Origin of the sequence: Streptomyces sp. 150FB, assembly GCF_000818195.1 — a bacterium.
Classification (GTDB): Bacteria; Actinomycetota; Actinomycetes; order Streptomycetales; family Streptomycetaceae; genus Streptomyces.
This window is the reverse complement of sequence record NZ_JTHL01000001.1, coordinates 3,464,254-3,484,501: the sequence shown is the minus strand read 5'-3', so window position 1 is coordinate 3,484,501 and position 20,248 is coordinate 3,464,254. Positions and strand designations below refer to the sequence as shown.

Sequence of the window (20,248 nt, the reverse complement as noted above, 5' to 3'; positions counted from 1 at the left end):
CGGCGCGCGGCGCGTCTCAGCCGATGGAGTCCATGAAGCTCAGCATCCGCCCGTTGGCCTCCTCCGCGTGTTCGATGTTCGGACCGTGCCCGGCGTTGCTGAAGATCTCGGCGCGGGCGCCCGGCACCAGGCGCGGGACGCGCTCCCGCTGACGCTCCGGGTGCAGGATCAAGCTCCGTGCCCCCATCAGCAGATAGAGCGGGGTACGGATGGTGCGCAGCTCGTCCTCGGTCAGCGGAAGCGGAGCGGGGCGCCGCAGGCGGAACGCGCGGGCGCCGAGCATGACCATCCTGTACAGCTCCGGCACCACCAGGACCGGCTGGTTCAACCAGGCCGCCAGCCGCGGCCGTAGCGCTTTCGGCGCGATGCCCGCCAGCGCGCTGAGGTATATCCAGGCGAAGAACCGCGCCCCCACCTTCTCCAGACCCCCGGGGTCGAGCAGCGTGGCCGAGGCCAGCCGGCCGGGTGCCCGGTGCGCCTGGTTCAGCGCGAGCCATCCGCCGTACGAGGACCCGACGAGGTGGACCCGTTCGAGCCCCAGCCCCGCGAGCACCTCGTCCAGCCACCGCGCGGCGCGGTCGGGCTGGTGGATGGGTTCGCGCTGCACGCTGCGGCCCGGATCGCCGATCGTGTCGATCGCGTAGACCGTGCGGTCGGCGCTGAGGGCGGCGACATTCGGGTACCACTGGGAGGAGTTGCCGCCCGAGCCGTGCACCAGCACCACCGGGGTACGCGACGCTCCACCCGGGTCCGTGGCGCCGGGACCGTACACGTACACATGCGTGGTCCCGAAACGGGTCTCCACCTCCGCCTCGGCGCGCGCGGCCGGACCCAGCGCGTAGACCGCGTCGCAGGCGGCGAAGTACCGGTCGCGCAGTGCGGTGTTGACATAGCTGTTGATGGCCACGGTCGGGCACCTCCGGGGGTCGCTTTTCGTGATACGACCGTACCATGTTGATGATACGGATGTACCATGAAGAGCCGCCGACCAGGGCGCGGCAGAGGAACTGAAGAGCGGAGAAGCGGCCGATGCCGAAGCGTGTGGACCACGAGGAGCGACGCGTCCAGATCGCCGAGGCGCTCGTCCGGGTCGCCGGGCGGCGCGGACTGCACGGGGTGGGGATGCGTGATGTGGCCGCCGAGGCGGGTGTGTCGCTCAGGCTGGTGCAGTACTACTTCCAGACCAAGGAGAAGCTGCTGCTGTACGGGCTGCGGCACCTGGCCGCCGGACTCACGGCCCGGGTCACCGCCCGGGTCCAGGCCGCCGGCGCCGACCCGGGCCCGCGCGCGGTCATCGACGCGCTGCTGATGACGTCGCTGCCCACCGACGAGGAGAGCCGGGTCTTCCACCTCGTCTACACCTCGTACGCGGTGCTCGCCGTGACGGACGAGGCGCTCGCCGCCCAGCCCTTCATCGAGAACCCCGACGCCGCCGAGGACGTCGTGACCGGCCTGCTCCAGCAGGCGCGCGACGCGCGCCTCACCGCGCCCGGTCTTGACGTACGTACGGAGGCGATCAGCCTGCTCGCCATGTCGGCCGGGCTCGGCACCAGCGTCCTGGTCGGTCAGCGCGACCCCGACACCGCCACCGCGGTCCTGCGCCACCACCTCGACCGGATCTTCCAGGCGGCGGGCCCGGCAACTGAGGCCCCCCGCAACTGAGGTCCCCGCAACTGAGGCCCCGGGGAAGCGCGTTACGGCTTGACCTGGATGAGCGCGTGCGTGCCGCTCGTACGCCACTCCTGGCCGCCGCCTTCGAGGTTCGCGAGGACGTCCGGGTCGAGGCCGGCGACGACATCGCACTTCAGGGTGCGCAGGGCCGCCACCGGCCCCGGGAAGTACGAGGTCAGCTCGGCGAACGGAGTTGTCCCCGGCCAGCGTCGGTCGCCCACCAGGCGTCGGTAGTTGAGGTCGCCCTTCACCAACGTCAGGGTGGCGCAAGCCAGTTCGCCGCGCAGACCGTCGGGCATCGCGCTGTACGGGAATGGTGCGCAGAAGAACTCATGCGTACGCACAGCGAGTTGGCCGCTCCCCATCGCCTCCCGGAGCCGCCCACCCGTCTCCCCGGCGCTCCCGGAGGCTTCCCCGAGCCGGCGCACGCAGTCGACGAGGTCGGCCGTCGTGGCGTCAGAGACGTAGTACGGGTGCGGCTTGACGTACAGGACGGCCCGCGCGGCGCGCCCGGTCGTGAGCAGGTGGTCGATGAGCACCAGGTCCGGGATCAGCTCCCGGCCCGCGTTGTCGGCGATGAGATGCACGCTGTCGGAGCCCATGGGCAGCAGTGACCAGAGCAGCGCGCTGTCGTCGGAGACGAGACGCGACACCGCGTCCCCGGGGCCCGTACCCGGGTCGGTGTCCATACGGAACCCGAGATCGGCCCGGTTCCCCCAGAGCGAGCCCCGCAGCAGCGCCGTCGCCTGCTCCTCCGACGTCAGCCGCCCGAGATCATCCAGCGCGGCCAACTCCTCGGCGACCGCGTCACCGTGCAACTCGGCCCGCTTGAACGGCCCGAAGGGATCGATGCCCTGCCAGGGCCCGGGGCCGAAGTACCCGACGGCGGACAGGAGTCTGCGGTAGAAGTAGCTCTCCACCCACAGGAACGGCGCGTCGAACCAGCTCCGCCCGACGTACTCCCGCCCCCACTCCTCCCACTGGGCCCGGTCGTGGTCGTCACCGGGCGCGAGCGGCTCGATCACACCGTCGGTGATCTCCCGGAGCAGCGCGTCGAGGCGCCGGTGCTGGGTTGGTGCGTACGGGAAGGCGCCCCGCACCTGCTCGATGAGCGCGGGATGGCGCCTGACAAGCACGCCCCAGGCGAAGGAGCCCGGCGGGTTGCCCAGGATCACGGGCGCGTCCCTCGTGTCCCTGGCGTCTCGCATGTCGTCGGCGTCTCGCATGTCGTCCGGCTCGTTCAACTCGTCAGTCCTGTTCCGGTTCCGGGTGGTGTGCGCACGGCGTCGAACGTACTCCGTCACCGGTGGTTCGGTTTCCCGGGGAACTCTCGTACAGGAATACGAAGTCGAAGGCGTGGCGGCCCGGTGGAATTCAGGCGCTCGCCCACACGGGTGAATCGGACTCACGGACATTCCCCAAGGGCCGCTACTGTGCCGCTACATGAGCCCTACCAACACCGCTGCCTACACCCCTCTGCTGGGCACCCTCTCGGTGATTCCCTGGACCATCGATCCCTCGGAGAGCAATCGCGAGGTGCCTTACCTGCTCGCCTATTCGCTCGGTGACGGCCGAGAAGGGCCCGAGACCGGCACGCGGACCATGCAGGCCGTATTGAGCGAGATCGGGCTCCGTCCCGGCGCCGAGGTCGTCGATCTCTCGCAGATCCCCAATGTGGGAATCAAACTGCTGGTGCAGGCGGGCCGGGCCGTGCTGACGATGCCGTATCTGAACGCGCAATGCCCGGTCCCACCGGAATGGGAGCAGGACGCGCGCGCCTTCGGCAAGGTGTATTTCATGGTCGCCACCCGGCCGTGGGCCGACGGGACTCCGGGAAAGCCGGTCACGGAGGAGCGGCTGCGCGCCTTTGTCGGTGACAGCGACATGCTGATGACCGCGGCGCACTGCCTGGTACCGGTACGCAGCCTCACCGGCTGACCACGTCACCGGCCGGCCATGTCGCCCGCCGGCCATCCGACCGGTCGGCCGACATGACGGAGCGGCTGCGCGGAGCCCCAACTCCGCGCAGCCGCCCTCTCATTACCTGCGTACGAGCGTCACTTGTTGACGCAGACGTTGCCGAAGGCCGGGTTGAGCAGGCCGACCACGTCGATGGTGTTGCCGCAGACCTGGACCGGCACGTGCAGCGGGACCTGGACCACGTTGCCCGACAGGACGCCCGGCGAGCCGACAGCGGCACCCTCGGCGCCGGCGTCGGCGAAGGCGCTGCCGGAGGCCGCGCCGGCCGCGATACCGGCGGCGGCGATGACGAGGGCAGCCTTCTTGGAAGTCTTCATGTGAATAGCCTTTCGATTGGTTTTTCTTCAGTTTATGGATCGGCGCCCGGAGGGCTTTCGCTGATCCAGGTCAGTGGTGTGAGCCACGCATCGAACTACTTGCCGAGCGGGAGACCGCCGAGCAGCGACCCGCCCTTGCCCGACTTGTTGATTCCGTTCGCGGCTTCCGAGACGGCATTGACGAGAGAGCCTTTGTTCTCGGTGTCCAGCGCATTGGTGTGCAGCGGCTTCGCGTCGCGCAGGCCCTGGCTGGCGATGGTGTCGAGAGCGCCGTTCAGGCTCATCGGGCCAATGGGGTCCGCGGCAAAGGCCGGGGTGGCGGCACCCAGGGCCATCACGGAACCGGCGACGACGGCGGCAACCTTCATGGGCTTCATTCGGTGAATCCTTCTTTCAGCGGTGTCTGTTGCGGGCAACTCTCGCTTCGCACAGGCCTCTTGGAGGTTTCCTTTGCGTGGCCTCGTCATGAGTAACGATGAGGCGGCGCGGCGGAAACCCCATACGGAAGGAATTCTGGACAGGCCACCCGAATGAACAGGGTCGGTCTATTCTCGTATGAATACGTTGACGTACCTGTCGCCCAGGGGCACGGACGGCCAGGGCAGATGGCGAGCCGCCCCGGCCGTCCGTACACGCGTACGTCCGTACGTGCCGTGCTGGTGCGGTGTCAGCCGCCGAGCAGCGGCAGGGCGAGCAGCCCGCCGAGCGGCGAGGACGGCACCGAGGACGGCGATGACGACATCAGCGACTGCGCCTTGGGGGCGTTCGGCGTGATGAGGGGACCGCCCACGGTGGGCTGTGCCGCCGGCTTGCCGGTGGCCGGTGCGGTACCGGGCGCGGTGGCGGGGGCCGCCGCCGGGCCGCCGAGGATGGCGGTCAGCGCCGTCAGCAGGTTCTGGGTCTGAGCCGCCGCCGCCGTGATGTCCGCCGACTTGAGGGCGATGGCCAGAGCCTCGGTGATCTTATTCACCGCCGCTGTCAGTTGCGCCTTCTCCTCAGCCTTCGGGTCGGCCTTGGGGTCGGCCTTCGGGTCGACCGGCGTGGGAGCGGCGAGGGCGGCGAAGGAGGCCGCGTACTGCTGGGCGTACGTCTCGGCCGGGCCGGCACTGTGCGGCTGATCCGCGGTGGTGGCCGCGACAGCGGGAGCCGCGGTGCCGAGTGCTAGAGCGGCGCAGACAACAGCGGTTGCAGCGCGACGGGAAACCAGGGGACGCATGCGTGGTCCTTTCGGGACGCGTCGGGGGACGTTGTCCTCACCGTCGGTGGCCCGCGCGCGCCTCGCAACCGATCATGAGTGGCCCTGAAGCGGAGAGGCGCGGTCGTACCCGTCCTGACCTGCGACGGGCCGTCAGATCTGACGATCTGTCCGGTAGTGGGCCACCCGCGCTACCGCGCCGCCGAAAGGGTGCCCCCGGGGGCACGTACGGCAGGACAGCAGCAGAGCCGCCCTCCCCATGAGAGGGGAGAGCGGCTCTGCCGAGACGTCCTGGAGGACGGAGGAAGTGAAACGCCGTCAGTTGTTGACGCAGACGTTGCCGAAGGCCGGGTTGAGCAGACCGATGACGTCGATGGTGTTGCCGCAGACGTTGACCGGGAGGTGGATGGGGACCTGGACGACATTGCCGGACAGGACACCCGGGGAACCGATCGCCGCGCCCTGCGCGCCACTGTCGGCAAGAGCAACGCCGGAGGCACCGGCGACAGCGGCGACGGCCGCGGTGGACAGAACAACAGCCTTGGCGATACGCGACATGGGGTGGGGCTCCTCGTGCTGAAGGGGAAGACATGGCGGGCGCATTTACCCGACGTACCCATCAACGCCCTGGGCGCCGATCCGTTGCGCCCCCGAATGGGTGAAGCGGGCTCAGGCGTTCGCCGGCCGCGGGTCATGAACCGCTGTGCGGGCACATGAATCCTTTTGTACGTTCAGCTCGTTTTGGCGCGTCTGGCGTGATTTTCACTCCGCATTCTGTAAAGGTCCCTTCTGTTTTGGTCTTCGAGGCGGAGAGCCTGATATGCGGAATTCAGCGGGGCGCCGGGCCGGTCTCCTGACCGAACCTCAGCTCGATGGTCCGGCCCAGCGACAACCCTCTTATACGAACAACCGTGGCCGTGGTTCAGGCACGTTCGACCCCCGGGCCGCCGCGAAGCGCGTTGCGGCTCGACTTGTCGTTCGATTCGGTGCCGCGCGTTACTCCAACCGGGTCAATGCGTTTTTCGTGGGGGCAGCAGCGCGGTCCTGAAGATTCCGTGCGCCCTGTCGAGTCCGCTCGGCAGATCGCTTTCCCGCATATCCACGAGTGGAAAGAGTTGCGCGTGCATTCACCACGGCACCGGCCGGGACACGGCTTTACGGCGCTCCACCTCGTACAGCCCGTCGACGGCGGAGTGGCCCGAGTGGTCACCGATCTCGCCGGGGCCCAGGTGGACGCCGGAGTCCGCGTGGTTGTCGCCTGCCCCGAAGGGCCGCTCGCCGGAGCCGCCGCTGCGCGTGGCGCCGAGGTCAGGGTCTGGCGGGCGACCCGCGCCCCCGGACCGAACCTCAGGGACGAGGTCCGCCAGGTCGCGGGGCTGGTCGCCGATGTCCGCCCCGATCTCGTCCACGCCCACAGCGCGAAGGCGGGACTGGCGGGCCGGCTGGCCGTACGGGGCGCCGTACCGACCGTCTTCCAGCCGCACGCCTGGTCCTTCGAGGCGGTCGGCGGAGTGACGGAACACCTCGCGCGGCGCTGGGAGAGATGGGCGACGCGCTGGACCGACCGGGTCGTCTGCGTCAGCGAGGCCGAGCGGCGCACCGGCGAACGGGCCGGAGTCGACGCTTCCTGGTCCGTCGTCCACAACGGCGTGGACACCGCCCGCTTCAGGCCCGCCCCCGCGGGTCCGGCGCGCGCCGCGCTGCCGCTGCTCGCCGCCCTGCCCCCGACCGCCCAAGTGGTCCTCTGCGTCGGCCGGCTCTGCGGGCAGAAGGGGCAGGACCTGCTGCTGCGCGCCTGGGGGCCCATCGCCCGACAGTTGCCTCAGGCACGTCTTGTGCTCGTCGGCGACGGCCCCGACGCCGGCCAGTTGCGCGCCGCCGCCCCTCCCTCGGTGCTCTTCGCCGGGGCCGTGGCCGACACCGCCCCCTGGTACCGGGCGGCCGATCTGGTCGTCCTGCCCTCCCGCTGGGAGGGCATGGCGGTCGCGCCGCTCGAAGCGATGGCCAGTGGCCGCGCCGTCGTCCTCACCGATGTGGACGGCGCGCGCGAGAGCCTGCCGCCCGGCGGCGCCCTCCACTGCCTGACACCACCCGAGGACCCCGGGTCCCTCGCGGCGGCCGTGAGCGCGCTGTTGCGCGACGAGCCGCTGCGTGAGGCCCTCGGACGCCAGGGCCATCAGCACGTACTCAGCACCCATGACGTGCGGGGGACCGCCCAGGCCATCGCGGACGTGTACCGCGAGGTCGCCGCCGCTCCGCACCCCGAACGCAGGGAGCCGATTTCCCAGTGACCACGGAAAGCACCAGCGTTCCATCGCCGTCGGGGCCGGCGAAGCCGGCGGACCGGACCACCGGACGCCTCTCGCTCGCCCTTCCGCACGACCTGCCCGGTCGCGCGGCGACCGCGCCCCGCCGCCCCACCCGCCGTTCCGCCGGCGCCGCGCCGCGCCTCGGCCTGCCGCTGCTCGCCGTCGACTGGGCGGCAGCCCTGCTCTCCACCGCCGTGCTCAGCCAGGAGCAGCGCGGCGCCGTCCTCGTCGTACAGATCGTCGTCTGTGTGACGGTACTGAACGCACACGCCGGCCTGTACCGCCCGGGTGTCGGCGCCTCGGCGCTCGACCAACTCCCCGCGCTCGCCGCCCGTATCGCGGTGTCCTGGTGTGCGGCTGCGGCGGTCCTCGCCGCGCTCTTCCCTGAACAGGCCCTGGACCTGCGGGCGTTGGCGTGCGGCGCGGCCGTACAGCTCGCTGTGGCCTGCTGCTGTCGCCGGATCGTGTACGTATGGCGGCGCGCGGTCGTCCGGAGCCGCCGCAGTTCGGCGCTCCTCGTCGGTACGGTCGCCCCGGCGCGGCGGCTGGCCGCGCTGCTCTCCCAGCACCCCGAGTACGGCCTGCGGCCCGTCGGGATCGCCGACGCCGCTCCGGAGCGTGCGGACGGCCGGGACCCGCGGCAGGAACCCGGTGAGCGGGACGAGCGGGTCGAGCCGAAGGACGGCGCTGCCCTGCCGGTCCTGACCTCGCCCGAGGACGTCCACCGCGCCGTGATCCAGAACGGCGTACGGGAGGCGGTCTTCGTCGACTCCGGTGACGGCGCCGACCGTTCGGAGCTCGTCGCGCTGTTCCAGGAGTACGGCTGCGCCACCTGGTTCATCGGCGGCGGCCCCTGGCACACCGCGTCGGCAGGACCCTTCGCGCCCGCCCCCGGCTCCATGGCCGAGCACGTCTGGGGCTACTCCTGCCGGCGCCAGGACCCGCCCGCCGGACGCCGTCGCGGTACGGTCGCCAAGCGGCTCCTCGACGTACTCGTCACCGCGCCCGTCCTGGTCGCGGTCTCCCCGGTACTGCTGGGGTGCGCGCTCGCCGTCCGGTTCTGCGACGGCCCCGGAGTGCTGTTCAGACAGGAGCGCGTCGGCCAGGACGGCCGTCCCTTCACCCTGCTGAAGTTCCGCACCCTGCGCCCGGCCGACGACCACGAGGCCGCCACCCGCTGGAGCGTTGTCAACGACCACCGGATGAGCGTGGTGGGCAATGTGCTGCGCCGTACGTCGATGGACGAGCTGCCCCAGCTCTGGAACGTCCTGCGCGGCGACATGAGCCTGGTCGGCCCGCGCCCCGAACGCCCGTACTTCGTCGCCAACTTCAGCAAGACCACGCCCGGTTACGCGGCCCGGCACCGGATGCCCGTCGGCATCACCGGACTCGCCCAGGTGCACGGGCTGCGCGGTGACACCTCCATCGAGGACCGCTCCCGCTTCGACAACCACTACATCGACCACTGGTCGCTCTGGCAGGACGTGTGCATCCTGCTGCGCACCGCCGCCTCCCTCGTCCGTCCGGCGGGAAGCTGATGGCCACCGGCACCCTGATGCTGACGGGCCGCCCGCGGGTACGCCGTGACGTACGTCAGGTACGGCGGGCACGGCACCCCGGACGGCTGCGCGCCGAACTCCGCCGCTCCGCCCCCCTCCTGCCCGCCGTCGCCGTCATCGCCCTGCTCACCGTTCCCGCGAGCCCGGCGGCCGACGGTTCGGCCGGTACGGGGAACGTGGCCGACGCCGCCTCCGCGCTGCTCGTCCTGCACTGCCTGATCCGCGTCGCACGCGACCGCGCCCGCCCGCTCACCCGTACGGCGGCGGTCGTCCTCGGCCTGCCCGTCCTCGGCGTGAGCGTCGCCGCGATCACCGCCCACGACCCGGCGGCCGCGCTGCCCGGGGTCGCGCGCTACCTCCAGCTCTTCGTGCTGGTCCCGGCGGCGCTGCTGCTGCTCCTGCGCGACCGCCGGGACTTCCGAACCGTCGCGGGGGCCCTCGTCGCACTCGGCCTGGTCCAGGGCGGCGTCGGCGTCACCCAGTTCCTCACCGGCACCGGCGCCTCGTACATGGGGGAGGACATCCGCGCGGTCGGCACCTTCGGCCCGACCGATGTGATGGGCATGGCGACCGTCGTCTCCTACGGTCTGATCGCCGCCGTGGGACTCGCGCTCGGCGACGACCGCCGGGCGCCGCGCGCCCAGCGGACCGTCGCGCTGGTCTGCGCCGGGCTGCTGGCCGTACCGCTCCTGCTGTCCTTCAGCCGGGGCGCCTGGATCGCGACCACCTTCGCCCTCCTGCTCCAGCTCGTCCTGTCGGGACCGCGCAGGGCGGCCCGGGTCGTGCTCGTCGCCGGGGCGCTCGGTGTGGTCCTCGTCGGCGGGCTCGGCATCGGCTCGAAGGTGATCACCGACCGCGTCGACAGCATCACCCGGGTCACAGCGGCGCCCGACCAGTCCGTCACCGACCGGTACACGATGTGGGCGGCCGCCGCCGGCATGTGGCGTACGGACCCGGTCGACGGCGTCGGGCTCAAGGCCTTCCCCGCCTACCGCGACAGCAACTCGTCCATCGCGCTGTCCGCCGCCAGCGACACCGACGGCGCAGGCGCGAGCTTCCAGCGCCAGCCCCTGCTGTCCCCGCACAACATGTATCTGCTCATCCTCAGCGAGCAGGGGCTGCTCGGGGTGGTCACGCTGGTGGGGAGCTGGGCAGCGCTCCTGGTATGCGCGCTGCGCAGGCTGCCGGGCGCGCGGCGTGCCCGTACCGGATCCGACTGCGCCCTCGTCGTCGTCGGTCTGCTCGGCTGGCAGTTGGTGGACTTCGCGTACGCGGACATCGGCGGGCCCTCGACCGTGCTGACGGCCATGATGCTCGGCCTCTCGGCCTGGTGGGCGCTCCACCGTGGCGCGGCCGGCAGCGAGCGCACCGACAGGGGGGCCGTCGCGGCATGAACGACACCAGCGGCATGAGCGGCATCAGCGACACGAAACAGTCCCTACCCGCCGTACCGGGGCCCGCGAGGCCCGGCACGCCCGACACGGCACCCCCCGCGGACCCCCGGGGGCCCGGCTCCTCCGGCCGGTTCCTCGCCCGCGCCGCCTTCGTCACCGCCGCCCTCACCGCAGCCGGCGCGCTGCTCGGCCTGGTCCGCGACCAGATCATCGCCCACCTCTACGGCGCCGGCCCGGACACCGACGCGTTCCTCGTCGCGTGGACCGTGCCCGAGGCCGCCTCCACACTGCTCATCGAGGACGCCATGGCGCTGATCCTCGTACCGGCCTTCAGCCTGGCACTCGCGCGCAGGGCCGCCGGGGAGACACCCGGCCTGCCCGACCCCGTACGGGTCCTGATGCGCACCACCCTGCCCCGGCTCTTCCTCGCCCTCGGCGTGTGCGCCGCCCTGCTGGTCGCCCTGGCGCCACAGGTGGTCGCGGTCCTCGCGCCCGGCCTCTCCGAGCCCCGACTGGCCGTGGAATGCACGCGGTTGACCGCCACCTGTGCCTTCAGCTTCGGCCTCGCCGGATACATCAGCGCCGCGCTGCGGGCCCACGGCAGCTTCCTGGCACCCGCCGCGATCTACGCCGCCTACAACGTCGGCATCATCGCGACGACACTCGTGCTCGCTGACCGTTGGGGCGTACGGGCGGCGGCGGCCGGGGTCGCCGTCGGCGGCGTCCTGATGGTGATCGCCCAACTCCCCGCGCTCTGGCGCAGGTTGAAGGAGCGAAGCCCGGTCACCGGCGCCGCGGGCAAGAGCAGCGGTCCGCCCGTGGCGCTCGCGCTGCTCGCCCCCGTCATCGCCTTCGCCCTCAGCAGGCAGTCACAGGTCCTCATCGAACGGTTCCTGGCCGCGCCCCTCCCGGCCGGCGCCATCTCGCATCTCAACTACGCCCAGAAAGTGGCGCAGATGCCGATGGTCCTGTCCCTGATGCTCTGCACCGTCACCTTCCCTGTGGTCGCCCGCGCCATGGCGGCGGGCGACCGTGACATGGCACGGCGCAGGGTGGAGCGGGACCTCGCGCTCGCCGGCATCATCGTGCTCGCCGGTGCGGCGACGGTGGTCGCGTGCGCGCCCCAGATCATCCAAGTGCTGTTCCAGCGCGGCGCCTTCACCCCGGCCGACACGGCGGCCACCGCCTCCGTCATGCGGGTCTACGCCCTCGGCCTGCTCGGACAGACCCTGGTCGGCGCGCTCGTACGGTGCTACTTCTCGGCGGCTCGCCCGCTGTGGTTCCCGGCGCTCGCCATGGTGGCGGGACTCGCCGTCAACACCGTCGCGGGCGCCCTGCTGCTGCGCGTCTGGGGCGTCCTCGGCATCGCCGCCGCCAACGCGCTCGGCATCACCCTGACCGCCGCCCTGCTGCTGGCCGCCGTCGGCCGCCACAGCGTGCCGGTCAGGCTCGGCCCCACGGTGGGAGGGCTGGCCAAGCTCAGCGCCGCGGCCACCGGGGCCACCGGCGCCGGATGGCTCTGCGGAGCCCTCATCCCCTCACCCGTGGCGGGCGCGGGCACCGCCTGCGTGGTGGTCACCGCCGTGTTCCTCCTCATCGCGCACACCCTGCGCGCGCCCGAGATCGACACCGTCCTCCGTCCCGTCACACAAAGGCTCGCGCATGCACGCTGACACAGTGTTCGAAGGCGCACCGTCCCAAGGCAGAGCGTCTCAAGGCAGAGCGTCCGAAGGCGCAGCATCCCAAGGCGCACCTTCCGAAGGGCCCCTGCGGGCCCTCATGTACCACTCGGTCGCCGACACCAAGGACGACCCCTACAACATCACCGTCTCCCCGAAGCGGCTCGAACAGCAGTTACGGTGGCTGCGCCGGCACAGCCTCACCGGTGTCTCCATGGCCCAGCTCCTGCGCGCACGCGCCGACGGCAGGGCCACCGGACTCGTGGGCCTGACCTTCGACGACGGATACGCCGACTTCATCCACACGGCCGTGCCGATGCTGCGCCGCCACGCCTTCACCGCCACCGTCTACGTCCTGCCGGGGCGCCTCGGCGGCGAGAACTCCTGGGACCCGCGCGGCCCGCGCAAGCCCCTCATCACCGAGGACGGCATCCGCAGGGCCGCAGCCGCGGGCATGGAGATCGGCTCCCACGGGATGCACCACACCGACCTCGGCGGAGCCGACGCCACCCTGCTCGTCGAAGAGATCGAGCACAGCAGGAAGTTGCTGGGGGAGATCACCGGTACCGAGATCGCCGGCTTCTGCTACCCGTACGGCACGGTCGACGCACGCTCCCTCGACGCCGTACGCGCGGCAGGGTACGCGTACGGCGTCGGCATCAGCCCGGGGGAGCTCACCGGCCTGTTCGCCCTGCCCCGCATCCATGTCGGCGAGCGCGACACCAGCCTCCGGCTGAACGTGAAGTGGCGGCTGCACCACCGGCGCCGCCGGCCGGTGCCGTACGCGACCCAGCCGGGGCCCACGCCCGCCGGGAGGACGGTCCAGTGAAGGTGCTGCATGTCATCACCGGACTCGGCATCGGCGGCGCCGAGCAGCAACTGAGGCTTCTGCTCAGGGAGTTGCCGACCGACAGCGAGGTCGTCACACTCACCAACCCGGGGGCTGTCGCGCGCGGGATCGTCGCCGACGGTGTGTCCGTACGCGACCTCGCGATGACCGGCAACCGCGATCTCGGCGCGCTGCCCAGGCTCGCCGGGATCATCAGACACGGCAAGTACGACCTGGTGCACACCCACCTCTACCGGGCCTGCCTGTACGGCCGGTTCGCGGCCCGCATCGCGGGCGTACGGACCATCGTCGCCACCGAACACTCCCTCGGCGCCGTGCAGATCGAGGGCCGGCCGCTGTCCACCGGCGCCCGCGCGCTCTACCTCGCGGGCGAGCGCCTCGGCACGGCCACGGTCGCCGTCTCCAACACCGTCGCGCGCCGGCTGGAGCGCTGGGGGGTGCGCCGCGACCGTATCCATGTCGTCCCCAACGGCATCGAGGTGGCGCGCTTCGCGTACGACGAGAGCGCGCGGCGGGCCGCGCGCGAGCACCTCGGGCTGCCCCGCGACGCCTTTGTGGTCGGCGGTGTCGGACGCCTCACCGACAGCAAGCGCTTCGACGCGCTCGTACGGGCTGTCGCCGATCTCCCGGACGCCCGGCTGATCCTGGTCGGCGAGGGCGCCGAGCGTGAGGAGCTGCTGCGGCTGGCGCGAGACCGGGGCGCGGCGGAGCGGATTCTGCTCGTCGGCGCGTGCGAGGACCCGCCGCCACCCCCGCCCGCCGAGCAGGTCGCGTCCGCCGAGCCCGACCTGCCCGCGCTGCTCGCAGCGATGGACGTGTTCGTCTCCACCTCGCACGACGAGGCGTTCGGGCTGGCGATCATCGAGGCGCTCGCCGCCGGTCTCCCGGTCTTCCATGTGACCTGCCCGGCCCTCAACGACCTGCCGGCCGAGGCCGCGCCCGGCGCGCACCGGATCACCGGCTCCGTACCCGAACTGGTTGAGGAACTGCGGAAGTTGAAGGACGCGGGGCCGGTCAGGCAGCCGGTGCCCGCAGCCGCGCTGCACTACGGCATCGCGCACAGCGCGGGACAGCTCATGACCGTGTACGAGAAGGCGGTAAGCGGCCCGCACCCCACCCGAGAGGCGAGTTGGTCATGACCCAGGAATCGAGTCCGCCGGAGAGTTCGGCGGGGAGTTCGGGGGGGAGTTCGCCGGGGAGCGGGAACGGCAGGACCGCGCGCCTGCTCGCGCCGCTCCGGCGGCTGCCGCTCTGGCTGGTCGTCCCGGTGGCGGCCCTGCTCGGCGCGGGCGCCGGCGGTGCCTACGGGATGTCGGGCACCCCGCAGTACACGGCCACCAGCTTTGTCGTCGTCGTACCGACGGAGAAGTCCGACCCTGCGGCGGCGCTCGGCTTCGCCACGGCGTACGGACGGGTCGCCGCACAGGTCGCGGTCCTCGGCGACGCGCAGGTCTGGGCCGGTGTCTCGGCGAAGACCCTCAAGGACAGCGTCCAGACGGCCACATCGCCCGACGCCCCGATGATCTCCGTGACGGCCACGTCGAGCGTCCCCTCGACAGCCGTCAGCATGGCGGACGGAGTGGCGCGCGCCCTGGTGACCAACGGCTCGCATCTCCAGGGCAGTACGAACGTACGCGTCCTCCAGTTCTCCCGTGCCGTCAAGCCGACGAGCCCCGTCTCGCCGTCGACACCGCTCGCCGCCCTGGTCGGCGGCTGCGCGGGCGGGCTGCTCGGCGGGCTCGGCCTGCTGGTCCGCCCGAAGAGGCGGTACGGGGACGACCTCCACGCCCCCGTCCCGCACCCGGCGACGGCGGCCCACCCCCAGCAGCAGCCCCAGCCCGAACCTCAGCCCGAGCCCCGCCGGCAGGTCAAGCCCCAGGCCCAGCCCACAGAACCCGCGTCCGCACCCGCGGGGGCCGCCCCCTCCAAGCGGCAGCAGAAGCAGCAGCAGTCACCGCCGCAACGCCAACCGCAGCGCCGCTGGAAGTCCCAGCCCAAACGGGAAAAGGTGTGATGGCCACCGAAACCCCCTCCGCCCCGTCGGTCGCCCCCGTACCGGGGACCGCCCTCTCCGGGACCGCGCTCACCACCGAGGTGTGCCGCGACGCCGACCGCTTCGGCGAACTCGCCCCCGCCTGGAACGCGCTGCACCGCCGCTCCCGTACCGCCACCCCCTTCCAGAGCCACGCGTGGCTGCACTCCTGGTGGTTGTCGTACGGGGTCCGCGGCCGGCTCCGCGTCGTACTTGTCCGCCGTGGTGCGGAGGAGGGCGACGACAGCGGCCAACTGGTCGCGGCGGCGGCCCTGATGCTGGTGCGCCGCCCCTTTCCCGTCCTCGTACAGCTCGGCGGCGGCATCTCCGACTTCTCCGACGTGCTGCTCGACGACGACCGCGCCCCGGAGGCGGCCGAGGCCCTCGCGAAGGCGCTCGCCGGCATCGCCCACACAGCGGTGGTCGACCTGCGCGAGGTACGCCCCGGAGCCGCGGCCGAACAGCTCTACGCCTGCTGGGACGGGCCGCGCGAGCGGCTCACCGACTCCGTCTGCCTGGAGCTGCCCGCCGTACCCATGGACGACCTGCTCGGCCGCCTCGCCAGGGCCCGCGCCCAGCGCGCCCGCGCCAAGCTCCGCAAGCTGGACGCACTCGGCATCGAGGAGCACCTCGTACCCGTCGACGAGGTCTCGGCGGCGGTCGGACGGCTGCTCGCGCTGCACCGCCGGCAGTGGCAGGGCAGGGGAGTCACCCCCGAACACCTCAGCGTCCGCTTCTCCGAACACCTGACCAGGTCCGTCAGGGCGATGGTCGAAGGCGGCGAAGCGCGGCTCACCGAATTCAGCCTGGCCGGCGAGCTGGTCGCCTCCGACCTCACCCTGATGTCCGGTCAACTGGAGGGCGGCTATCTCTACGGAGCCGACCCGGCGCTGCGCGAGCGGAAGGTGGATGTCGCCACCATGCTGCTCCGGCACGGTGTGCGGCAGATCAACGCGAGCGACCGGACCACGCTGAGCATGCTGCGCGGCGACGAGTCCTACAAGCACCACTGGCGCCCGGACACCGTCCGCAACCAGCGGCTGCTGCTGGCGCGCGGCCATCTCGCGCCGTTCCTGCGGGTGCACGCGGCGCGCGCGGTGGGCCGGGACCGGGCGGCGGCGATCGTCAAGCGCGTGCGGCGGGGCGGCGGCGAGAAGGGATGACCTCGCCGCCGCCCCGGTGCCGCCGGGATCAGCGCTTGAAGGTGGACCAGTGCCTGGCGGCACAGACCGTCTTGCCCAGCCAGGACTCCAGCCACGAACCGAGATTAGCCGCGTCGCACTGCGAGGGGAGCGTCGGATCGGGTACGGCCGGCGGCACCGGCGGCTTTTCGGCCTCGGGAGGCGTGCCGCGCCCGTACAGCATGGAGCGGAAGATCTTCGACGATTTGGGATTCTCCTCGCACAGCCACACGCCGTGCGGACAATAGTCGGTCACGGTGCTGTAGAGAGGCTTTTGTTTGTCGATCCACTTGAGCATGCCGCTCATGTAGGCGGGGTTGTCACCGTTGCGGAAGAGGCCCCATTCGGGATAGGAGATGACCTTTCCGTGTTCAGTAGCGAAGTTCACATGGTCCTGGAGCCCATAGGGCTCATTCACCTGTTCGTCGAACGTCTCGCCGGGCGGCTGGTCGTATGAGTCCATACCCAGGATGTCCACGACGTCGTCACCGGGATAGCACTCGGTCCAGGCAATGGCGTCCTGTCCACGGTTCGGGGCGAAGTCGAACCGGAATTTCTGCCCCGGCACCGCGCGCATGGTGGTGACGATGCGGTTCCAGTACTTCTTCCAGGCCGTCGGATCGGGCTCGCAACGGTGCGTGTACGTCGTCCCGTTCATCTCCCAGCCGAGCACGATGACGGTGTCCTCGGCACCAAGGTCGACCAGCCGCTTCGCCAGCGTCGCGAAGTGGCTGTCGTACTCGCCCTCGGCGCCCTTGCCCAGCTCGGCGCGGACGACGGCGTCCGGGACATGGCCCTCGTTGTCCTCCAGCATCGGCACGTTGAGGATGAACAGCCGGTCCGCGCGCGCCTTGCGCCACTTGGCCCAGTTCGCCAGGAATCCCGGCGCGCCTTCGATGTTGGACCACACATCGCCGGGGAGATAGGTGTGCCCGACGCGAAGATCCGTACCCCCCAGCCACTTCTGCATCTCGGCGATGCGGCCCACACCTTCGGGGCCGTAATCGAGATAGGCGCCAAAAGCAGGATCGGGCGCCTTCAGTTCCGCCGGCATTTCCGGAGCCTGCTCAATTGCGGGTGCCGGACCGGGTGCCGGACCGGGAGCAGGATCGGGGGCCGGGTCGGAAGCCGGGTCGGGAGCGGGAGCAGCAGCCGGTGCCGGTGGCGGGGCCGGTGCCGGGGAAGGCAGTGCCGAACCTGTCGCGAGGAGACCGGCTGTCGCGACACCCAGGCAGGTACTCGTCAGCCTTCGACGTCGAGTGGACATGTCTGCTCCTTCGGAAGTGGACAGTTCCCTGGCCGCGAGACCGTAGTCACGCTGATTCAAAAGTATTTGTCATAAGCCGCTCGCGAACCTGGCCTGACGTTCTATTAGTCCGTACGAGAATTTCATCCCCCGCATGGGTCATCGAAATGAAGGACAGCACCGTGTCGAGCTTTGACAGCCGCGTCCCCGCCGTACTCCTCAGACTCGACCGGAATCCGTTTCACCACGGAACACTGGGCGCCGTACGGTCACTCGGCCGCGCCGGCATCGAGGTGCACGCGGTGGTCGAGGCGGCGAAGAGCCCCGTCAGCCGCTCCCGCTATCTGACCCGAACCCACCTACGGCCCGACGGGGGCCTCGATCTGGCGGGCATTCAGCGACTGCTGCTGTCCCTCGCCGACGAACTCTCCACGCCCGCCGTCCTGATCGCCATGGACGATCTGAGCGCGATCGCCATCAGCCGGCTGCGCCCCGAACTGACCGGCCGCTACCTGCTGCCTGACCAGCCGTCAGGACTGCCCGAGCGGGTCGCCGACAAGGCCGCGCTGGTCGAGATCTGCGAACGCCTCGCCATTCCCCATCCGCGTACGGTCATCCCCGGCAGCGCGGAGGAAGCGGCGGCGGCGGTCTGGTCGCTCGGGCTCCCGGTGGTCGCGAAGTGGAGCAGGCCCTGGCTGCTTCCCGAAGGGGCCGGGCTGCGCAGCACCCAGGTGATCCGCTCCCCGCAGGAGGCCAGGGAGTTGTACGGATGCGGCGCCGCCGCCGGAAGTCCGCTGCTCTTCCAGCGGTTCCTGCCGCCGGGGCGCGACCTCGACTGGTTCTTCCACGGGTACGCGGGGAACGACGGCGATCTGCTGGTCGGGGCGGCCGGGCGCAAGGAGCGATCCTGGCCCGTGGCGGCGGGCCTCACCGCGGTGGGGCGGTGGCTGCCCAACCCCGAGGTGGAGCGGACGGCCCGTCAGGTCGTGGGCGCGCTCGGCTACCGGGGGATCCTCGACCTCGACTTCCGGCTGGAGACCGCCACCGGCGCGTACCACCTGCTCGACTTCAACCCCAGACCCGGCGCGCAGTTCCGGCTCTTCACCGACCGGGCGGGCACGGATGTCGTGCGCGCGCTCCACCTGGACCTGACGGGACGGGCCGTGCCCGCCGGGGCCCCGGCGATCGGCCGGACCTTCCTGGTGGAGAACTACGCGCTGCTGTCCGTCCTGTCGGGGGGCCTGACCCGGCGGACGGACCGGAGTCCGGGCCAGCCCACCGCCCCCGCCGGACCGGCCAGGGGCGGCAGCGAGACCGCGTGGTTCGCGCTCGACGACCCGCTGCCCGCCTTCGCCATGGCCGTCGCTTGGGTGCTGCATGTGGCTCGCCGCGGCTGGCGGCGGCTGCGGCGCGCGGACGCGGGGGAGCGCCCGCGCGCGAACGCGCTGCGGCAGCGGCGCCGTACGCCACGGGAGACCGTGGAGGCCGATCGCAGCACTCCCGTGTCGAGTTGAACCCTCCCCATACCCCCGCACCTCCTCCTCACTCACAGAGAGCGGCACACACGATGTACGACCTGGTAGTTGTGGGCGCCGGCCCCTACGGACTCTCCATCGCCTCCCACGCGGCTGCGGCCGGCCTCGACCTGCGCGTGTTCGGCAGACCGATGGCGGCGTGGCGGGACAACATGCCGCCCGGGATGTTCCTGAAGTCGGAGCCCTGGGCGTCCAACCTCTCCGATCCGAAGGGCGCGTTCGACCTGGCGGCCTACGCGGCCGCCCAGGGGGTGGAGTCCAGACACGGCGTACCGCTGCCGGTCGGGTTCTTCGCCTCGTACGGGCTGTGGTTCGCCGACCGGGCGGTCCCGCTGGTCGACCACCGTACGATCACCGCCGTACGCCCCTGCCCCGGCGGTTTCCGCCTGACCACCGACGACGGCGAGGCCGTCCTCGCCCGTACGGTCGCGCTCGCGATCGGCGTCATGCCCTTCACCGACATCCCGGCCCCGTTGCGCGGGCTGCCTCCCGAGTCGGCGTCGCACAGCAGCCACCACGCGGACCTCTCGCGCTTCGTGGGCCGGGACGTGACGGTCATCGGCGCCGGCCAGGCCGCGCTGGAGACGGCGGCGCTCCTCGCCGAGCAGGGCACGTCCGTACGGGTGGTGGCGCGCTCCGGGCGGCTGAACTGGAACACCCTCCCGTCGCCGCTCGACCGTCCCGCCCACCAGGCGGCGCGCTCCCCGCACACCGGGCTCGGCTGCGGCTGGAAGAACGTGCTGTACGCGGAGACCCCCGGGCTCTTCCGCCGGCTGCCGGCTTCCGCACGGGCCCGGGTCTTCGACTCGGCGCTCGGCCCGGCCGGCGCGTGGTGGCTGCGGGACCGCTTCGAACCGGCGGTGGAGGTCAGGCTCGGCGAGCGGCTGGCCGCGGCGGCCGCGGTGCGAGGGCGCGTACGGCTGGACCTGGTCACGGCCTCGGGACGGCCGGACGTGCTGGAGACGGACCATGTCATCGCGGCCACCGGATTCACCCCCGGCCTCGACCGGCTCGGACTGCTGGACGACGAGCTGCGGGGGCGGATGCGTACGGTCGGCGCCACCAGCGCCCCCGAGGCGAGCGCCGCTTTCGAGTCGTCATATCCGGGGCTGTTCCTGGCGGGACTGCTGAGCGCGCCGTCGTTCGGCCCCTCGATGCGGTTCGTGTACGGGGCCTCGTACACGGCGGGCAGGCTGGTCGCGGGCGTACGGCGCCGGCTCGGCACGCGCGGCGGGTCGCTCGGCGCCGTACGGCAGCGGGGCACCGAGATCCGTACGGGCCGCCCGGCGCCGGCGGGCGG

Annotated in this window: 18 protein-coding genes and 1 pseudogene; 12 read left to right on the top strand and 7 right to left on the bottom strand. The window is 71.7% G+C overall.

Translation table 11 applies throughout. The features are described from left to right. Positions 1–16: 16 nt before the first annotated feature. Entirely contained in the window at positions 17–907 is an 891-nt protein-coding gene (locus QR77_RS14810) for an alpha/beta fold hydrolase (protein WP_040022211.1), read from the bottom strand. A gap of 122 nt (positions 908–1,029) precedes the next feature. Here QR77_RS14810 and QR77_RS14805 point away from each other — a divergent pair, with 122 nt between their 5' ends. After that, on the top strand, positions 1,030–1,662 hold the full coding sequence (locus QR77_RS14805; protein WP_040022209.1) for a TetR/AcrR family transcriptional regulator: 633 nt from the start codon (positions 1,030–1,032) through the stop codon (positions 1,660–1,662). A gap of 32 nt (positions 1,663–1,694) precedes the next feature. Here the strand turns inward: QR77_RS14805 and QR77_RS14800 are convergent, their stop codons facing one another. After that, positions 1,695–2,879, bottom strand: a complete 1,185-nt coding sequence (locus QR77_RS14800; protein WP_040027969.1) for a damage-control phosphatase ARMT1 family protein — start codon at positions 2,877–2,879, stop codon at positions 1,695–1,697. A 235-nt stretch (positions 2,880–3,114) separates the two neighbouring features. Here QR77_RS14800 and QR77_RS14795 point away from each other — a divergent pair, with 235 nt between their 5' ends. Next, positions 3,115–3,609 carry a DUF5949 family protein gene (locus tag QR77_RS14795; protein ID WP_040022208.1) on the top strand — a complete coding sequence of 165 codons (495 nt, stop codon included), beginning with the start codon at positions 3,115–3,117 and terminating at the stop codon, positions 3,607–3,609. A 119-nt stretch (positions 3,610–3,728) separates the two neighbouring features. On the opposite strand, the gene QR77_RS14790 is transcribed toward QR77_RS14795, so the two are convergent. From QR77_RS14790 to QR77_RS14775, 4 genes are all read right to left on the bottom strand, one after another. After that, positions 3,729–3,968: a chaplin gene (locus QR77_RS14790; protein WP_040022207.1), complete on the bottom strand. Its 240-nt coding sequence runs from the start codon at positions 3,966–3,968 to the stop codon at positions 3,729–3,731. A gap of 95 nt (positions 3,969–4,063) precedes the next feature. Beyond that, the gene (locus QR77_RS14785; protein ID WP_040022206.1) at positions 4,064–4,345 is read right to left on the bottom strand and encodes a hypothetical protein; all 282 of its coding nucleotides are present in this window, start codon (positions 4,343–4,345) and stop codon (positions 4,064–4,066) included. A 290-nt stretch (positions 4,346–4,635) separates the two neighbouring features. Next, on the bottom strand, positions 4,636–5,184 hold the full coding sequence (locus tag QR77_RS14780) for a hypothetical protein (protein ID WP_040022205.1): 549 nt from the start codon (positions 5,182–5,184) through the stop codon (positions 4,636–4,638). A 297-nt stretch (positions 5,185–5,481) separates the two neighbouring features. Then, positions 5,482–5,721, bottom strand: a complete 240-nt coding sequence (locus QR77_RS14775; protein ID WP_040022204.1) for a chaplin — start codon at positions 5,719–5,721, stop codon at positions 5,482–5,484. A gap of 563 nt (positions 5,722–6,284) precedes the next feature. On the opposite strand from QR77_RS14775, the gene QR77_RS14770 reads away from it, so the two are divergent. The 8 genes and pseudogenes from QR77_RS14770 to QR77_RS14735 all read left to right on the top strand — a co-directional run bounded on the left by QR77_RS14770 (position 6,285) and on the right by QR77_RS14735 (position 16,149). Beyond that, positions 6,285–7,454 carry a glycosyltransferase family 4 protein gene (locus tag QR77_RS14770; RefSeq protein WP_040022202.1) on the top strand — a complete coding sequence of 390 codons (1,170 nt, stop codon included), beginning with the start codon at positions 6,285–6,287 and terminating at the stop codon, positions 7,452–7,454. Next, positions 7,451–9,010, top strand: coding sequence for a sugar transferase (locus QR77_RS14765; protein WP_040022200.1), 1,560 nt, complete (start codon positions 7,451–7,453; stop codon positions 9,008–9,010). Before QR77_RS14770 ends, QR77_RS14765 begins: the two co-directional genes overlap by 4 nt. After that, on the top strand, positions 9,010–10,425 hold the full coding sequence (locus QR77_RS14760; protein ID WP_236710662.1) for an O-antigen ligase family protein: 1,416 nt from the start codon (positions 9,010–9,012) through the stop codon (positions 10,423–10,425). The genes QR77_RS14765 and QR77_RS14760 overlap by 1 nt, the downstream gene beginning before the upstream one ends. After that, the gene (locus QR77_RS14755) at positions 10,422–12,098 is read left to right on the top strand and encodes a lipid II flippase MurJ (RefSeq protein WP_236710661.1); all 1,677 of its coding nucleotides are present in this window, start codon (positions 10,422–10,424) and stop codon (positions 12,096–12,098) included. The genes QR77_RS14760 and QR77_RS14755 overlap by 4 nt, the downstream gene beginning before the upstream one ends. 106 nt (positions 12,099–12,204) lie before the next feature. Then, positions 12,205–12,933 (top strand): polysaccharide deacetylase family protein, encoded by a 729-nt coding sequence (locus QR77_RS14750; protein WP_040022199.1) that lies wholly within the window; start codon positions 12,205–12,207, stop codon positions 12,931–12,933. Continuing rightward, entirely contained in the window at positions 12,930–14,093 is a 1,164-nt protein-coding gene (locus QR77_RS14745; protein ID WP_040022198.1) for a glycosyltransferase, read from the top strand. Before QR77_RS14750 ends, QR77_RS14745 begins: the two co-directional genes overlap by 4 nt. Before the next feature lie 170 nt (positions 14,094–14,263). Further along, positions 14,264–14,770, top strand: a pseudogene (locus QR77_RS14740) (lipopolysaccharide biosynthesis protein); the annotation flags it as partial. 197 nt (positions 14,771–14,967) lie between these two features. Beyond that, on the top strand, positions 14,968–16,149 hold the full coding sequence (locus QR77_RS14735) for a GNAT family N-acetyltransferase (protein WP_052488751.1): 1,182 nt from the start codon (positions 14,968–14,970) through the stop codon (positions 16,147–16,149). A 28-nt stretch (positions 16,150–16,177) separates the two neighbouring features. Here QR77_RS14735 and QR77_RS14730 read toward each other — a convergent pair whose 3' ends face one another. After that, positions 16,178–17,239 (bottom strand): glycosyl hydrolase, encoded by a 1,062-nt coding sequence (locus QR77_RS14730; protein WP_236711110.1) that lies wholly within the window; start codon positions 17,237–17,239, stop codon positions 16,178–16,180. A 356-nt stretch (positions 17,240–17,595) separates the two neighbouring features. Here QR77_RS14730 and QR77_RS14725 point away from each other — a divergent pair, with 356 nt between their 5' ends. Together QR77_RS14725 and QR77_RS14720 are read left to right on the top strand one after the other, a co-directional pair. Then, complete coding sequence (locus QR77_RS14725; protein WP_078877806.1) at positions 17,596–18,927, top strand: ATP-grasp domain-containing protein; 1,332 nt, start codon at positions 17,596–17,598, stop codon at positions 18,925–18,927. Between the two features lie 53 nt (positions 18,928–18,980). Continuing rightward, positions 18,981–20,248, top strand: a 1,268-nt coding sequence (locus QR77_RS14720) for an NAD(P)-binding domain-containing protein (RefSeq protein ID WP_078876681.1), incomplete at its 3' end; no start/stop codon positions are given.

Coding starts and splice junctions, on each gene's coding strand:
- QR77_RS14805 (WP_040022209.1), top strand. CDS start 1,030: ATGCCGAAGCGTGTGGACCACGAGGAGCGACGCGTCCAGATCGCCGAG.
- QR77_RS14800 (WP_040027969.1), bottom strand. CDS start 2,879: ATGCGAGACGCCAGGGACACGAGGGACGCGCCCGTGATCCTGGGCAAC.
- QR77_RS14795 (WP_040022208.1), top strand. CDS start 3,115: ATGAGCCCTACCAACACCGCTGCCTACACCCCTCTGCTGGGCACCCTC.
- QR77_RS14790 (WP_040022207.1), bottom strand. CDS start 3,968: ATGAAGACTTCCAAGAAGGCTGCCCTCGTCATCGCCGCCGCCGGTATC.
- QR77_RS14785 (WP_040022206.1), bottom strand. CDS start 4,345: ATGAAGCCCATGAAGGTTGCCGCCGTCGTCGCCGGTTCCGTGATGGCC.
- QR77_RS14780 (WP_040022205.1), bottom strand. CDS start 5,184: ATGCGTCCCCTGGTTTCCCGTCGCGCTGCAACCGCTGTTGTCTGCGCC.
- QR77_RS14775 (WP_040022204.1), bottom strand. CDS start 5,721: ATGTCGCGTATCGCCAAGGCTGTTGTTCTGTCCACCGCGGCCGTCGCC.
- QR77_RS14760 (WP_236710662.1), top strand. CDS start 9,010: ATGGCCACCGGCACCCTGATGCTGACGGGCCGCCCGCGGGTACGCCGT.
- QR77_RS14755 (WP_236710661.1), top strand. CDS start 10,422: ATGAACGACACCAGCGGCATGAGCGGCATCAGCGACACGAAACAGTCC.
- QR77_RS14750 (WP_040022199.1), top strand. CDS start 12,205: ATGTACCACTCGGTCGCCGACACCAAGGACGACCCCTACAACATCACC.
- QR77_RS14735 (WP_052488751.1), top strand. CDS start 14,968: ATGGCCACCGAAACCCCCTCCGCCCCGTCGGTCGCCCCCGTACCGGGG.